This window comes from Burkholderia sp. AU45251 (assembly GCF_030482905.1).
Taxonomy (GTDB): domain Bacteria; phylum Pseudomonadota; class Gammaproteobacteria; order Burkholderiales; family Burkholderiaceae; genus Burkholderia; species Burkholderia aenigmatica.
The window spans coordinates 1-15316 of record NZ_JAUJQH010000028.1; the positions used below are offsets into that span (position 1 = coordinate 1).

At 66.1% G+C, this 15316-nt stretch carries 14 protein-coding genes and 1 pseudogene; 3 read left to right on the forward strand and 12 right to left on the reverse strand.

Annotated features, from left to right (window positions below):
- Window positions 1-223: pseudogene (locus QZM67_RS33695) on the reverse strand (hypothetical protein); the annotation flags it as partial.
- A gap of 209 nt (window positions 224-432) precedes the next feature.
- Window positions 433-1017, reverse strand: a complete 585-nt coding sequence (gene phaP, locus QZM67_RS33700) for a TIGR01841 family phasin (RefSeq protein ID WP_175025459.1) — start codon at window positions 1015-1017, stop codon at window positions 433-435.
- A gap of 285 nt (window positions 1018-1302) precedes the next feature.
- Between phaP and QZM67_RS33705 the strand changes: the two genes are divergently transcribed.
- Entirely contained in the window at window positions 1303-1455 is a 153-nt protein-coding gene (locus QZM67_RS33705) for a hypothetical protein (RefSeq protein ID WP_155292021.1), read from the forward strand.
- A gap of 64 nt (window positions 1456-1519) precedes the next feature.
- On the opposite strand, the gene QZM67_RS33710 is transcribed toward QZM67_RS33705, so the two are convergent.
- From QZM67_RS33710 to QZM67_RS33730, 5 genes are all read right to left on the reverse strand, one after another.
- On the reverse strand, window positions 1520-2284 hold the full coding sequence (locus tag QZM67_RS33710; protein ID WP_089451276.1) for a ParA family protein: 765 nt from the start codon (window positions 2282-2284) through the stop codon (window positions 1520-1522).
- Between the two features lie 100 nt (window positions 2285-2384).
- Window positions 2385-3008, reverse strand: a complete 624-nt coding sequence (locus QZM67_RS33715) for a DNA-3-methyladenine glycosylase (RefSeq protein WP_301810061.1) — start codon at window positions 3006-3008, stop codon at window positions 2385-2387.
- The gene (mug, locus tag QZM67_RS33720) at window positions 2995-3543 is read right to left on the reverse strand and encodes a G/U mismatch-specific DNA glycosylase (protein ID WP_301810214.1); all 549 of its coding nucleotides are present in this window, start codon (window positions 3541-3543) and stop codon (window positions 2995-2997) included. The genes QZM67_RS33715 and mug overlap by 14 nt, the downstream gene beginning before the upstream one ends.
- 120 nt (window positions 3544-3663) lie before the next feature.
- Window positions 3664-4215: a single-stranded DNA-binding protein gene (locus tag QZM67_RS33725; protein ID WP_043187351.1), complete on the reverse strand. Its 552-nt coding sequence runs from the start codon at window positions 4213-4215 to the stop codon at window positions 3664-3666.
- Window positions 4216-4316: 101 nt separating this feature from the next.
- Complete coding sequence (locus tag QZM67_RS33730; protein ID WP_175025456.1) at window positions 4317-5504, reverse strand: MFS transporter; 1188 nt, start codon at window positions 5502-5504, stop codon at window positions 4317-4319.
- A gap of 263 nt (window positions 5505-5767) precedes the next feature.
- Between QZM67_RS33730 and uvrA the strand changes: the two genes are divergently transcribed.
- Both uvrA and QZM67_RS33740 read left to right on the forward strand, forming a co-directional pair.
- Window positions 5768-8653: an excinuclease ABC subunit UvrA gene (gene uvrA, locus QZM67_RS33735; protein ID WP_175025455.1), complete on the forward strand. Its 2886-nt coding sequence runs from the start codon at window positions 5768-5770 to the stop codon at window positions 8651-8653.
- 249 nt (window positions 8654-8902) lie between these two features.
- Window positions 8903-9988 (forward strand): AI-2E family transporter, encoded by a 1086-nt coding sequence (locus QZM67_RS33740; RefSeq protein ID WP_301810067.1) that lies wholly within the window; start codon window positions 8903-8905, stop codon window positions 9986-9988.
- A 156-nt stretch (window positions 9989-10144) separates the two neighbouring features.
- On the opposite strand, the gene purU is transcribed toward QZM67_RS33740, so the two are convergent.
- From purU to QZM67_RS33765, 5 genes are all read right to left on the reverse strand, one after another.
- On the reverse strand, window positions 10145-11029 hold the full coding sequence (purU, locus tag QZM67_RS33745; protein WP_175025453.1) for a formyltetrahydrofolate deformylase: 885 nt from the start codon (window positions 11027-11029) through the stop codon (window positions 10145-10147).
- A gap of 73 nt (window positions 11030-11102) precedes the next feature.
- On the reverse strand, window positions 11103-11969 hold the full coding sequence (locus QZM67_RS33750) for an NUDIX hydrolase family protein (protein WP_301810071.1): 867 nt from the start codon (window positions 11967-11969) through the stop codon (window positions 11103-11105).
- 6 nt (window positions 11970-11975) lie between these two features.
- Window positions 11976-12590 (reverse strand): LysE family translocator, encoded by a 615-nt coding sequence (locus QZM67_RS33755; protein ID WP_175221625.1) that lies wholly within the window; start codon window positions 12588-12590, stop codon window positions 11976-11978.
- Between the two features lie 50 nt (window positions 12591-12640).
- Window positions 12641-13207, reverse strand: coding sequence for an adenine phosphoribosyltransferase (locus tag QZM67_RS33760; RefSeq protein WP_301810079.1), 567 nt, complete (start codon window positions 13205-13207; stop codon window positions 12641-12643).
- A gap of 83 nt (window positions 13208-13290) precedes the next feature.
- Window positions 13291-15297 carry a monovalent cation:proton antiporter family protein gene (locus QZM67_RS33765; RefSeq protein WP_175025450.1) on the reverse strand — a complete coding sequence of 669 codons (2007 nt, stop codon included), beginning with the start codon at window positions 15295-15297 and terminating at the stop codon, window positions 13291-13293.
- Between the last annotated feature and the right edge of the window lie 19 nt (window positions 15298-15316).

Consider the following 15316-nt stretch of genomic DNA (forward strand, 5'->3'; position numbering starts at 1 on the left):
CGCCCGCACGCTCCAGCACCGCGCGGATCACCGTCGCGCCCAGCTCCGGCGCCGCAATCTTCGCAAGCGAACCGCCGAATTTGCCGACCGCGGTCCGCGCGGCCGATACGATCACTACATCCGTCATGTCCAGTTCCTGCATTGAAATCAGTTCGTCGTTCCGACACCGGCTCTGACACCGGCGCGAGCCGGCCTCGGCTGGCGCTCGCGCATCCCGGGCCATCCGGCGCGAGAGCGGTCGCACGCCGCCGTACGGGCGAGCGGCGCCCGTTCGCACGGACGGCACACCGGTACGGCTCGCCGGGTCACCGGCGCGTTGCGGCAAACCGGACGTTCGCCGAACGCCACGCGGCACACGCGGCGTCCGGCGCCATCCGGCGCCGATCAATCGTGTCGCGCGCGTGCGCGACACGTGCTTGCGTGGCTACGCGATTACGAAGCCGATTCGCGTGCGGCTGCTGCGTCCTTGCGTGCGGCGGCAGCCGTTTGCTTCGCGCCGCGCGTTGCCGTTTCGCTGACCGCATCGAAGCCGCTCTGGGCCGCTTCGATCGCCTGGCCCGTCGCTGCGCGCACGGAGTCGGCTGCGGCCGTCGCCGCGGACAGCGCCGAGTTCAGCGCGGCCACCACCGGCGCCGAGCCGGCCGGTGCATGCTTCGACAGCTCGCCCAGCACGTCCTTCAGGCGCTTGTCGTTCTGTTCGTATTGCGCTTGCGCGACCTTTGCCCATTCGGACTGCGTCGACACCGCGATGTCGAACAGATGGCGGCCATACGACACGGCCTTGCCGGCCGCTTCCTGCGGCGCGGCGACCTGCTGGGCGAAACCCGCGGCCGGATTGCTGCTGTTGAACGCGTTCTTCAGCTTGTCCTCATATTCCTCGAGCGCCGTCCGGGCCGCTTGCAGGTTGAGTTCGACGACAGCCTCGAAACCTTGGATCGCCGGACGGGCAATCGCGAACCACGCGGCGATACCGGATTGATATTCGGCGTTGAGTTTTTCGGGGGCAAATACGGACATCGGGCACGCTCCTGTTAGCAATGCGAGAGACGACGTAAAGAAAATTGGAAGCCGGATCGACAGCAGACTTCCTTATTGACAACCCGTCACTTATTTGAGTACGGGAAGTTGAAGGAGCCCATTCTAGATCGATTAATTGTCAATTAAATGGCATTAATACTAGGTGTAAACCCTTATTTCTATTCGAGGCGACCGCTGGAACGCGCGATGCGCCGATAGCGCAGACAAAAATGCATACCCCTCTGTCCCGCAATGTATTTTTACCTTTTTACAGGATAGCGGATCATGACGTCGCGCAACATTTACCAATCCATTATTCCATTTATTAGAAAACCGGGACGCATTGAAAATGGAGCGGTCGCTTATGTAATCGTTTTTTCTGGATTTATTATGAAACCGTTTCCGCGATTATTAATGACGGGATCAATGATCGGATGAATTGCGGGTCGTAATGGAAAACGGCCGCGTGATGCAGCCGCGTCTCCAGCGGGCAGGCGCGAAATCAGCCGGCCAGTTCGCGATGCAGCGCGAGGAACTCCTGCGCGAGCTTGTGCCCGGGTTCCAGATGGATCACCGGCTTCGACTGCTGATGCGACTCGCGGATCTTCACCGACGCCGACAGCCTCGACGCGAGCACCGGCAGCCCTTCTTCGACGAGCTCGTCGACCAGCCGCTGCGGCAGACTCGCCCGCGGCTGGAACTGGTTGATCACGATCCCTTCCACCTCGAGCGCCGCGTTGTGGTCCTGCTGGATTTCCTTCACGTTCTCGAGCAGCGTGTACAGCGCGCGGCGCGAGAAATCGTCGCAGTCGAACGGGATCAGGCAGCGCTCGACCGCGATCAACGCGGAGCGCGTATAGAAATTCAGCGCGGGTGGCGTGTCGATGTACACGGCGTCGTAGGTGTCGAGCTCGTTCAGCGCGTCGCGCAGCTTGTAGATCTTGTAACGCGATTCGAGCTTGCCGTGCAGCGTGTCGAGATCCGGATGCGCGGGCATCACATCGAGCCCTTCGAACGGGGTCGGATGGATGAACGATGCGACGTCGACCGGACGGAAGTTGAAGGTCAGCGCGGTTTCGAAGAAATCGGCGACGCCCGGCTGCGCGTCGGCCGCGGCATCGCCGAGCAGGTAGCGGGTGGAGTTCGCCTGCGCATCGAGGTCGATGACGAGCGTGCGCAGCCCTTCGCTCGCGCTGATCGCCGCCAGGTTGCAGACGATCGTCGATTTGCCCACGCCGCCTTTCTGGTTGAATACGACCCGCCGCATGGTGTCCCCTCGATCGAACGTCGAAAGGACCAGCTTAGCCGGTCAATCATGGCGGCCGCGTGACGCAGGTCGAATTGCGTGCGACTGTGTACGGCACGCATCAGCTACGCGGCAGGGCCCCCGACACGTACCGGTTGCCAGGCACGCACCACCGCCACGGAAGATCCTGGCCGACGCGAATGCCGATGCGCGGCCCGCCCGCCAGATTCGCGGGCGGCGCCATGCCGTCGTCGACGATCGCGAACCCTTCGCGCGCACCGACCAGATCGACGCCGTCCTGCGCGCCGCCGATCCCCATCGCCTGGGTCAGCCGCGCCGGCCCGCGGCACAGGTCGCGATCGGGCGTCTGCGGCGGCCGCGCCGCCTGCATCTGCTCGAGTCCGTGCAGCGGCTCCAGTGCACGAATCAGCACACCGGTACCCGTGCCGTCCGGGCCGCACACGCAGTTGCAGCACCAGTGCATGCCATATGTGAAATAGACGTACAGGTAACCCGGCGGCCCGAACATCGTCGCATTGCGCGGCGTCCTGCCGCGATAGGTATGCGCGGCCGGGTCGATCGCGCCGGCATAGGCTTCCACTTCGACGATGCGGCCGGCCCGGCCGTCCGCTGCCGCGAGGATCTTGTTGAGCAGTTGCGGCGCGACGTCGGTAGCCACGCGGTCGAAGAACGCACGCGGCAGCACGGAGCCCGGCCACCGGGGCGCGGGGTCACTGCGCCGCATCCCGCCCCTCCGGTTGAAGGCCGGAAACGGTCTTCGCCTGCAGACGAAGCTGACGGTATGCGTCGACCAGATCGTCGAGGCTGAACGCGAGATTTCTCCCGCTCGGATTGGGAAGCACCCAGACACTCGCCCCCTGCATGCGGGCCGGCTGCAAACCCCACCCGACTTCCCGCTGACCGGAAAGCGCCGAGTATGCGGCCTTGCCGAGAAAAGCGACAAAGCGCGGCCCATAACGCGCCACCTTGTGTTCGAACTCGGCAGCCGCGGCGACGAATTCCGCGCGCGAAAGCTGATCGGCACTCGCGGTCGGCCGCTTCACCACCGCCGTCAGGCCGCAGCCGTACCGGAGTATCGCGTGGTCGTCCTGCGGCGAAATTTCCGCCGGCGTGAAGCCCGCGAGATGGATCACGCGCCAGAAGCGGTTGTTTCTCCCCGCGAAGTGATGCCCGGTCGCGGCCGCGGTCAGGCCCGGGTTGATCCCGCAGAACAGCACGTCGAGATGCGGAGCGATGAGGTCGGGGAGTTCGTCAGCCACGGTTTGCCTGGCGCGCAAGAAACATCGACGTAAACGAAACAAGGCCCGAAGACCCGGGCCAAGCAGCTGGCTTGACTCGGACATTCGGGCCCATCGTGATGCTGGATGCCGGCTTGCCGATCAGAACGGGATATCGTCGTCCATCTCGTCGAAGCCGCCGCCTGCCGGTGCGCTCGGACGGCTCTGCGCGCCGCCGCCTGCACCGCCACGCGGTGCGCCGCCAGCACGACCGCCGCCGCCACCGCCGCGCTCCATCTGCTCGCCACGGCCGCCGCCGCCACCACCGTAGCCGCCGCCGTAACCGCCTTCGTCACCACCACCACCGCCGCCCGCACCGCCGCGGCCGCCGAGCATCTGCATCTGATCCGCGACGATTTCGGTCGAGTAACGATCCTGGCCGTCCTGGCCCTGCCACTTGCGCGTGCGGATGCGGCCCTCGATATAGACCGACGAGCCCTTCTTCAGGTATTCGCTGACGATTTCCGCCAGACGACCGAAGAACGCGACGCGATGCCACTCGGTCATTTCCTTGAAATCGCCGCTCGCCTTGTCCTTGTAACGGTCGGTCGTCGCGAGACGGATGTTCGCAACCGCGTCGCCGCTCGGCAGGTAACGGACTTCAGGATCGGCGCCGAGATTGCCGACGAGGATGACCTTGTTGACGGATGCCATGTGTTTCTCCAGTAAATTCGATGCCGGGCCGCCCGCGCATGCTGTCGGTGCGGCCCGCCGGGCAAGCCGGCGAACGCCGCCGGTGCCTGCCCGAAGTAAGTTCAGGCCTTGCGCGGCGGCGCTTTCATGCTGGCCGCGATTATAAGCCACGCGGCAACGAGCCCTGAGCAGGTGAAGAACACCGTATTGGCGCCACCGTGCTTCAACAGCCAGCCGCCCACGATGCCGCCGAGCGCGAGCCCGATCGACTGCGTGGTGTTGTAGACGCCCGTGGCCGCGCCCTTGCGCGAGCCGGGCGCGAGCTTCGATACGAGCGACGGCTGCGACGCTTCCAGGATGTTGAAACCCAGGAAGTACACGAAAAGAATCGCCGCCACCATCAGGATGGTATGCGGCGCGCTGCCCAACAACAATTGGCCGATCAGGATAGCCAGGATGCCGCCGAGCAGCACCGGCTTCATCTTGCCCCGTTTTTCCGCGACGATGATCGCCGGGACCATCATCACGAATGCGAGCCCCATCACCGGCAGGTAGACCTTCCAGTGCGAGGCGACCGGCAGGCCGCCATCGACCAGCAGGCGCGGCACGACGAGGAACAGCGCCGTCTGCGTCGCATGCAGCACCAGCACGCCGAAGTTCAGGCGCAGCAGTTCGACGTTGTGCAGCACCTCGGCGAACGGTGCCGGCACGTGCACGGGCTTCGCCGCGTCGGGCACGATCCACAGCACGACGCCGATCGCGAGGATCGACAGCACGCCGACGATCGCGAACAACCCGCTCATCCCGACCCAGTGGAACACGATCGGCGCGCCGACGATCGCGACCGCGAACGACACGCCGATCGACCCGCCGACCATCGCCATCGCCTTCGTGCGGTTCTGCTCGGAGGTCAGGTCGGCGATGAACGCGAGCACCGCGGACGACACCGCGCCCATCCCCTGGATCACCCGGCCGACGATGATCCACGTGATGTCGTGCGCGGACGCGGCGACGAAGCTGCCGATCGCGAAGATCACGAGGCCGGTAGCGATCACCGGCTTGCGGCCGAACTTGTCGGACGCCCAGCCGTAGAAGATATAGAACAGCGACTGCGTGACGCCGTAGGCCCCGAGCGCGATACCGACGAGCAGCACGTTGTCGCCGCCCGGGATGGTTTTCGCGTAGACCGAGAACACCGGCATGATCATGAACAGGCCGAGCATGCGCAGCGCGAAGATCGCCGCGAGCGACGTGGTCGCGCGCAATTCGGGCGCGGTCATGCGGGAAGACGTGGCAGACGGATTGGACATCGGGAATGAATTTCGAATGATCGGAATGTCCGCCCGACACCGGGCGGCGGAAGATCAGGACCAGCGGCCCGGGGGCTTGGCGGGCGACACGTCGGGGCAGGATTCAGGCAGCCCGCAGGCCACCCGGAACCACGCGGCGCGGCCGCTTTCCCGGCACAGGTGCCACCTTGCTGCCACCTGCTGCTAAGGCTGGGGGCCCCAAACGACGGCCTCGAAAAGCCGTTATAGTAGCAGGTTTGGTTCCCTCCATTTTCGCCAGGTTCATGGAACAGATCCGTATCCGTGGGGCACGAACCCACAACCTGAAAAACGTCAATCTCGACCTGCCGCGCCACAAGCTGGTCGTGATTACCGGGTTGTCCGGGTCGGGCAAGTCGTCGCTCGCGTTCGACACCCTTTATGCCGAAGGCCAGCGCCGCTACGTCGAAAGCCTGTCTGCGTATGCCCGCCAGTTCCTGCAACTGATGGAGAAACCCGACGTCGACCTGATCGAAGGCCTGTCGCCCGCGATCTCGATCGAGCAGAAGGCGACGTCCCACAACCCGCGTTCGACCGTCGGCACGGTCACGGAAATCCACGACTACCTGCGACTTTTGTACGCACGTGTCGGCACGCCGTACTGCCCCGACCACGACATCCCGCTTGAAGCCCAGAGCGTGTCGCAGATGGTCGACGCCGCGCTGGCGCTGCCCGAGGAAACCAAGCTGATGATCCTCGCGCCCGTCGTCGCGAACCGCAAGGGCGAGCACGCCGAGCTGTTCGAGGACATGCAGGCGCAGGGTTTCGTGCGTTTTCGCGTGCGCTCGGGCGGCGGCGCCGCGAACGAAGGCATCGCGAAGATCTACGAAGTCGAATCGCTGCCGAAGCTCAAGAAGAACGACAAGCACACGATCGACGTCGTCGTCGATCGTCTCAAGGTGCGCCCGGACATGAAGCAGCGCCTCGCCGAATCGTTCGAGACGGCGCTGCGCCTCGCCGACGGCCGCGCGATCGCGCTCGAGATGGACACCGACCACGAGCACCTGTTCAGCTCGAAGTTCGCGTGCCCGATCTGCTCGTACTCGCTGCAGGAGCTCGAGCCGCGCCTGTTCTCGTTCAACAACCCGATGGGCGCGTGCCCGGAATGCGACGGCCTCGGCCAGATCACGTTCTTCGACCCGAAGCGGGTCGTCGCGCACCCGTCGCTGTCGCTCGCCGCCGGCGCCGTGAAAGGCTGGGACCGCCGCAACCAGTTCTACTTCCAGATGCTGCAGAGTCTCGCGGCGTTCTACGAATTCGACATCGACGCCGCGTTCGAGGATCTCCCGGAAAAGATCCGGAAGGTGCTGCTGTTCGGCTCGGGCAAGCAGACGATCCCGTTCTCGTACATCAACGAGCGCGGCCGCACGACGATCCGCGAGCACGTGTTCGAAGGGATCATCCCGAACCTCGAGCGCCGCTACCGCGAGACCGATTCGGTCGCGGTGCGCGAAGAGCTGTCGAAGTACCAGAACAACCAGCCGTGCCCGTCGTGCGACGGCACGCGCCTGCGCCGCGAAGCGCGCCACGTGCGGATCGGCACGGGCGACTACGCGCGCGGCATCTTTGAAATCAGCGGCTGGCCGCTGCGCGACGCGCTCGGCTATTTCGACGGCCTGACGCTCGACGGCGCGAAGCGCGAGATCGCCGACAAGGTGATCAAGGAAATCGTCGCGCGCCTCACCTTCCTGAACAACGTCGGCCTCGACTACCTGTCGCTCGAGCGCAGCGCCGAAACCCTGTCGGGTGGCGAGGCGCAGCGCATCCGGCTCGCGTCGCAGATCGGCTCGGGCCTCACGGGCGTGATGTACGTGCTCGACGAGCCGTCGATCGGCCTGCACCAGCGCGACAACGACCGCCTGATCTCGACGCTCAAGCACCTGCGCGACCTCGGCAACTCGGTGATCGTCGTCGAGCACGACGAGGACATGATCCGCACGGCCGACTACGTCGTCGACATGGGCCCCGGCGCCGGCGAGCACGGCGGCGTGGTGGTCGCCGAAGGCACGCCGAAGCAGGTGCAGTCGAACCCGCAGTCGCTCACCGGCCAGTACCTGGTCGGCAAGCGCACGATCGAGTATCCGGACGAGCGGATGGCCCCCGATCCCGAGCGGATGCTGCGCATCGTCGACGCGCACGGCAACAACCTGAAGCACGTCGATCTCGAGCTGCCGGTCGGCCTGCTGACCTGCATCACCGGCGTGTCGGGCTCCGGCAAGTCGACGCTGATCAACGACACGCTGTACCACGCGGTCGCGCGCCACCTGTACGGGTCGTCGGCCGAGCCGGCGGCGCACGAGGCGATCGAGGGTCTCGAACACTTCGATAAGGTGATCAACGTCGACCAGTCGCCGATCGGCCGCACCCCGCGTTCGAACCCGGCCACCTACACGGGCCTGTTCACGCCGATCCGTGAACTGTTCTCGGGCGTGCCGACCTCGAAGGAGCGCGGCTACGATCCGGGCCGGTTCTCGTTCAACGTGAAGGGCGGCCGCTGCGAGTCGTGCCAGGGCGATGGCGTGCTGAAGGTGGAAATGCACTTCCTGCCGGACGTCTACGTGCCGTGCGACGTGTGCCACGGCAAGCGCTACAACCGCGAAACGCTCGAAGTGCAGTACAAGGGCAAGAACATCAGCGAAGTGCTCGACATGACCGTCGAGCAAGCGTACGAGTTCTTCAGCGCGGTGCCGGTCATCGCGCGCAAGCTGAAGACGCTGCTCGACGTCGGCCTCGGCTACATCCGCCTCGGCCAGTCGGCCACGACGCTGTCGGGCGGCGAGGCGCAGCGCGTGAAGCTGTCGCTCGAACTCTCCAAGCGCGACACCGGCCGCACGCTGTACATCCTCGACGAGCCGACCACCGGACTGCACTTCCACGACATCGCGCTGCTGCTCGAGGTGATCCACCGGCTGCGCGACCAGGGCAACACGGTCGTGATCATCGAGCACAACCTCGACGTGATCAAGACGGCCGACTGGGTGATCGACCTCGGCCCCGAAGGCGGTGCCGGCGGCGGCCAGATCATCGCGCAGGGCACGCCCGAGCAGGTCGCGAAGACCAAGGCCAGCTTTACCGGCAAGTACCTCGCGCCGCTGCTCAAGCGCCCGACCCGCAAGGTCGCCGCGGGCTGACGCGTCCCGCCCGCCCCTCCCGCGCGCGGCCGCCCGGCCGCGCGCGCCGCTGCGCACCGTACAACCGGCCTCTTCTCGTTTTCCCTTCTGCGTTTACACCATGCGCCAAACGGCCCCGTTGCGGACCATAATGGCGGCTATACTTTACGGTCGTAAGGTTCGCCGTCCGCACCAATCCGGTGCGGCGCCGGGCGAACACGGCTCTGCCGCGCATTCCGCGGCATGACACACGAACGACAGGAATCCACGATGGAGAAGCAACCCGACTCGTCTCGCGATGCGCAGAATCGCGAACCGCACCTGCGCAGCGTGCGGCTGACGAGCGATTTCAGCCTGCCGAAGCTGTCGGCACTCGAGATCGGCAGCTATGTGTTTGCGATCGTCGCGATGTGGCTCGTGATCGAGCTCAAGCTGCTCGGCGGGCTGCTGGCCGGCCTGCTCGTCTACCAGCTGATCCACACGATCGCCCCCGTGATCGAACGCCACACCACGAGCATGCGCGCGCGCTGGGTCGCCGTCGTGCTGCTGGCGATCGCGATCGTCGGCGGGCTGACGGGCCTGACGATCGGCATCATCGAACACTTCGAACGCACGGTGCCGAACCTGCAAAGCCTGCTCGACCAGCTGATGCAGATCGTCGAGCAGACCCGCGCCCGCACGCCAGCCTGGATCGCGAACCTGCTGCCCGTCGACGTCGAGCAGATGAAGACCAAGGCGGCCGTGCTGATGCACTCGCACATGGACCAGCTCCAGCAAAGCGGCAAGAGCGTCGCGCGCGGCTTCGGCCACGTGCTGTTCGGCATGATCATCGGCGCGATGATCGCGATCGGCGTCGAGCACGGCAAGGTGCGCCGGCCGCTGTCCACTGCACTCGTCACGCGCGTGTCGCGCTTCGCCGACGCCTTCCGCCGGATCGTGTTCGCGCAGATCAAGATCTCGGCGATCAACGGGGTGTTCACCGGCATCTACCTGCTCGTCGCCCTGCCGATCTTCCACCAGCGGCTGCCGCTGTCGAAAACGCTCGTGCTCGTCACGTTCATCGTCGGCCTGCTGCCCGTGATCGGCAACCTGATCTCGAACACGCTGATCGTCGCCGTGTCGCTGTCGGTCAGCATGGGCACCGCGATCGCATCGCTGGCGTTCCTCATCATCATCCACAAGCTCGAATACTTCCTGAACGCGAAGATCATCGGCGGCCAGATCGAGTCGCGCGCGTGGGAGCTGCTGCTCGCGATGCTGATCATGGAAGCCGCGTTCGGGCTGCCGGGCGTGATCGCCGCGCCGATCTTCTATGCGTACCTGAAGCGCGAGCTGTACCTGCTGCGGCTGATCTGAAACAGCCCGCGCGTCAGAAGCGATAAAAAAACGCCGCGCCCCGTGAAGGGCGCGGCGTTTTTGTTTGTGGCGGCCGGCGATCCGGCGGCCGGCGATCCGGGGGCCGGCCATCCGGGGGCCGGCCATCCCGCAGCCGGCTGTCCAGCGCCCGACGAATCAGCGGAACACGACCGTCTTCGTCCCGTTCAGCACGATCCGGTGCTCGACGTGCCACTTCACCGCGCGCGCAAGCGTCACGCATTCGACGTCGCGGCCGATCGCGGTCAACTGGTCGGGCGTCATGCTGTGATCGACGCGCTCGACTTCCTGCTCGATGATCGGGCCTTCGTCGAGATCGGTCGTCACGTAGTGCGCAGTCGCACCGATCAGCTTCACGCCACGATCGAATGCCTGGTAGTACGGCTTCGCGCCCTTGAAGCTCGGCAGGAACGAATGGTGGATGTTGATCGCGCGGCCGGCGAGCTGCTGGCACATATTCGGCGACAGGATCTGCATGTAGCGCGCGAGCACGACGAGATCGGCTCGATGCTCGTCGATCACTTCCAGCACGCGTGCTTCCTGCGCGGCCTTCGCGGCGTCGGACGAGCCGCCGATCAGCGGGAAGTGATGGAACGGGATGTTGTAGCTCGCGGCGAGCTGGTAGAACTCCTTGTGGTTCGACACGATCGCCGGGATCTCGATCGGCAGCTGGCCGGTGCGATAGCGGAACAGCAGGTCGTTCAGGCAATGGCCGATCTTCGACACCATGATCACGACGCGCGGCTTCACGGCCGCGTCGTGCATTTCCCAGCGCATCGAGAACTGCTCCGCGAGCGGCGCGAACTCCCGGCGCAGCGTGTCGAGCGCCGTGGCGGCGTCCACGCCGCCGCCGTCCTGCTCGAAGTGCACGCGCATGAAGAATTCGCTGGTGCGGCTGTCGCCGAACTGCGCCGAATCGAGGATGTTGTTGCTGCGCTCGAACAGGAAGCCCGAGACCGCATGGACGATGCCGTGCCGGTCGGGGCACGACAGTTTCAAGATAAAGCTGTGATCGGTCGGCATGACCGCTACTCCCTTCGTTTCCGTATTCGTCAAATTGCCCGTTCGCGCCGCCAGGCTGCGTGCGCGGCACGCGTCACGCGGCCGGTGCGAACAGTGCGTCGATACCCGCTGCGTCGGCCGCCGGGATCCAGCGATGGCGCAGCAGCGTGTCGAGCGTCGCGAGGCTCGCATCCATCGTCGCGCGGCCGGCGCGCAGCCAGCCGATCACCTCGGGCACACCGGCCAGCAGGTGCTCGGCCACTTCGCCGTCCTGGTTGCGCGGCGCGAAGTCGCGCGGCAACGGCAGGTCGTACACGAAGATCAGTTCGGACTGCGTGCCTTCCGGCAGCGAGCACAGCACCTGCACCGCGCGGCCCGCGATCGCGCGCGCCGCCAGTTCGGCCGGAATGCCGGCTTCTTCCCAGCATTCCTTCGCGAGCGTCTCGTGAACGCCCAGGCCCCAGCCGATACCACCGGCAACGACGTTGTCGAGCATGCCGGGGTCGGTCGCCTTGGTCTCGCTGCGGCGGCCGAGCCACATCTGCGGGACAGCCGCCGCAGACAGCTCGCCCGGTGCAACCGCATATTCTACGATGCCGTTCAGATGCACCGCGTAAGTCTGTGTGCCGAAGAAGCGCGACGCGGCGCGCTCGATGTACGCGAGCGGCGGATCGTCGAAGCGGTTGCGGATCGCGTAGATCTCGTCGCGCCAGCCGGGAATCGCGCCTTCGGCCGCGAGCGCGCCGATCGCGCTCGCCAGCGCCATGCTGCGCGCATCGACCGAGTCGTAGCGCGCCGACAGCACGACGCGCTCGTCGGTCAGCTCGAACACGTCGGGCCAGCGGGCAAGCATCGCGACGTCCTGGCGACGCACCCAGCCGACCGCCTGGCCGGCGATCTCGAAACGCAGGTGCGCGGCCGGATCGAAGCGGCGCGCGGCCGCAATGCACGGAAACGTCATCGTCTATCAGTCCTTCAACGCCACGCGGATGCCGATCGCGATGAACGTCGCGCCGGCGATCCGGTCGAGCCACACGCCGGCCTTCGGGCGGCGCTTCAGCCACGCGCCGATCATGCCCGCGCCGACGCCGAACAGCGAAAAGATCGCGGCCGTCTGCAGCATGAACAGCGCGCCGAGTTCGAACATCTGCAGCGTCACGCTCTGCCCGCCGTGCGGATCGACGAACTGCGGCAGGAACACGACGAAGAACAGCGTGACCTTCGGGTTCATCAGGTTGCCGATCACGCTCTGCCGGAAGATCGTGCCGAGCGGCTGCGGCGGACGCGCGTGCGCGTTCGCGAGGCCCTGGCTGCGCAGCGCCTTGATGCCGATCCACACGAGGTACGCGGCGCCCGCGAGCTTCAGGATCTCGAACGCGACCGGCGACGAACGCAGCACGGCCGCGACGCCGAGCGCCGCGAGCGTCGTGTGGAACAGGATCCCGGCGGTGAAGCCGAGCGCGGCGACGAAGCCGGCCGCGCGGCCCTGCGAGATGCCGCGAGCGAGCACCTGCAGGTTGTCGGGACCCGGCGCGAACGTGATCGCGATCGACGTGGCGAGAAACAGCATGAAGTTGGGCATCGTGACCTCGCTGCTAACGTGAACTCAGGTGGATTCAGGCTGGCCGGCGTTCAGTGGCCGGCGAATTCGGTGACGGTATAAACCGGCAGTCCCGCGTTGCGCAGCAGCGCCGAGCCGCCGAGATCGGGCAGGTCGATGATCGCCGCGCCTTCGACCACTTCCGCGCCGAGCCGCTGCAGCAGGTTGCGCCCCGCCATCATCGTGCCGCCGGTCGCGATCAGGTCGTCCATGATGATCACGCGGTCGCCGGGGCGGCACGCATCTTCATGAATCTCGACCGTCGCGCTGCCGTATTCGAGGTTGTACGATTCCGAGCGCGTCTTGTACGGCAGCTTGCCGACCTTGCGGATCGGCACGAAGCCGACGCTCAGTTCGTATGCGACGATCGGCGCGATGATGAAGCCGCGCGCGTCAAGGCCCGCGACATAGTCGAGCTTCGCATCGACATAGCGTTCGACGAACAGGTCGACGAGGATGCGCAGCGCCTTCGGGCTCTGCAGCAGCGTCGTAATGTCGCGGAACATCACGCCCGGCTGCGGCCAGTCCGGCACCGTGCGGATCTGGCTGTGGATGAAGGCGACCGGATCGAGCGGTGCGCCCGACGACGAATGCGGCATGAAACTCTCCAAAAAAAACGGTGCGCGAAGATCGGGCACCGTTTCGAGTAAATACGGGTCAGGTTATCAATCCGAGCACGGGCTCAGGCGGCTGCGGCCGGCGGATCGCGCCGATGGCGCGACAGCCGCTCCTCCGCGAGCGCGAGCGCCTCGGGCAGCCCGCGCAGCACGACGATGTCGCTCGCGCGCAGCTTGGTCTGCGGATCGGGTTCGACGCCGCGGATGCCGTGCCGGCGGATCGCCGTGACTTCCAACCCGAGCGCATACAGCCCCAGTTCTTCCAGCGAACGCCCGACCGCGTCCGCGCGCGCATCGACCGGCACCGATTGTAGCCGCACCTGCTCGTGGTCGTCGTCGTCCGCATCGTCCGCCCCGCGGAAATAGCCGCGCAACAGGCTGTAGCGTTCGTCGCGCATCTCCTCGACGCGCCGCACGACCTTGCGCATCGGCACGCCGACCAGCACCAGCGTGTGCGACGCGAGCATCAGGCTGCCCTCGACGATCTCCGGAATCACCTCGGTCGCGCCGGCCGCGAGCAGCTTCTCGAGATCGGCATCGTCGACGGTACGCACGATCGCGGGCAGCGTCGGCTCGAGTTCGTGCACGTGATGCAGCACGCGCAGCGCGGACGGCGTGTTCGCATAGGTGATCGCGACCGCCGCCGCGCGGTGGATACCGGCCGCGAGCAGCGACTCGCGGCGCGCCGCGTCGCCAAACACGACCGATTCGCCGGCCGCGCCGGCCGCGCTGACGCGATCGGGGTCGAGGTCGAGCGCGACGTACGAAATGCCTTCCTGTTCGAGCATCCGCGCCAGGTTCTGGCCCGCGCGGCCGTAGCCGCAGATGATCACGTGGCCGCGCTGCTTGAGGCTCTGCGTCGCGATCCGCGTCATCTGCAGCGACTGCTGCATCCATTCGGTCGACGACAGCCGCATCACGATCCGGTCGGCGTTCTGGATCAGGAACGGCGCGGCGAGCATCGACAGCAGCATCGACGCGAGGATCGCCTGCAGCAGCGTCGCATCGACGAGATGGCGGTCGAGGATCAGGTTCAACAGCACGAAGCCGAATTCGCCGGCCTGCGCGAGGCCGATGCCGGTGCGCATCGCGACGCCCGGCGTCGCGCCGAACAGCCGCGCGAGCCCGGCGATCATCGTCCCCTTGAACAGGATCTGCCCGACGAAGAACGCGAGCACGAGGAACGGGTGCTCCCAGATCACGCGCGGGTCGAGCAGCATCCCCGTGGTCACGAAGAACAGGCCGAGCAGCACGTCGCGGAACGGCTTGATGTCCTCCTCCACCTGGTGGCGGAACGGCGTCTCGGAGATCAGCATCCCCGCGATGAACGCGCCGAGCGCGAGCGACAGGCCGAACTTGTCGGTGATGAACGCGGCGCCGAGCGTGACGAGCAGCAGGTTCAGCACGAACAGTTCCTGCGAGCGTCGCCGCGCGACGACGTTGAGCCAGCGCGTCATGAAGCGCTGGCCGATGACCAGCAGCAGCGTGAGCGCGATCACGATCTTGACGGCCGCGAAGCCGAGCGTGATCGCGAGGTCCTTCGACGATTCGGCGCCGAACGCGGCGATCACGATCAGCAGCGGCACCACCGCGAGATCCTGGAACAGCAGCACGCCGAAGATGTTGCGGCCATGCTCGGTCTCGATCTCGAGCCGCTCGGCGAGCATCTTCGACACGATCGCCGTCGACGACATCGCGAGCGCGCCGCCGAGCGCGATACTGCCCTGCCACGTGATGTGTACCCAGTGCTCGAACAGCATGCCGAGCACGAGCGCGAGCACGAGCGTCGCGACGACCTGCAGCAACCCGAGCCCGAACACGAGCCGCTGCATCGCCCTCAGCTTCGCCAGCGAGAATTCGAGGCCGATCGAAAACATCAGGAACACCACGCCGAACTCCGCGAGATGCTCGGCTCGTTCCAGATCTGCCGCGATGCCGAACGCATGCGGGCCGACCAGAATGCCGACGGTCAGGTAGCCGAGCATCGGCGGCAGGTTCAACGAGCGGAATACGACGACGCCCACCACTGAGGCCAGCAGCAGCAGCAGGGTCATTTCGAGCGGGGAAATCACAGGCGAAGCGTCCTCGTTC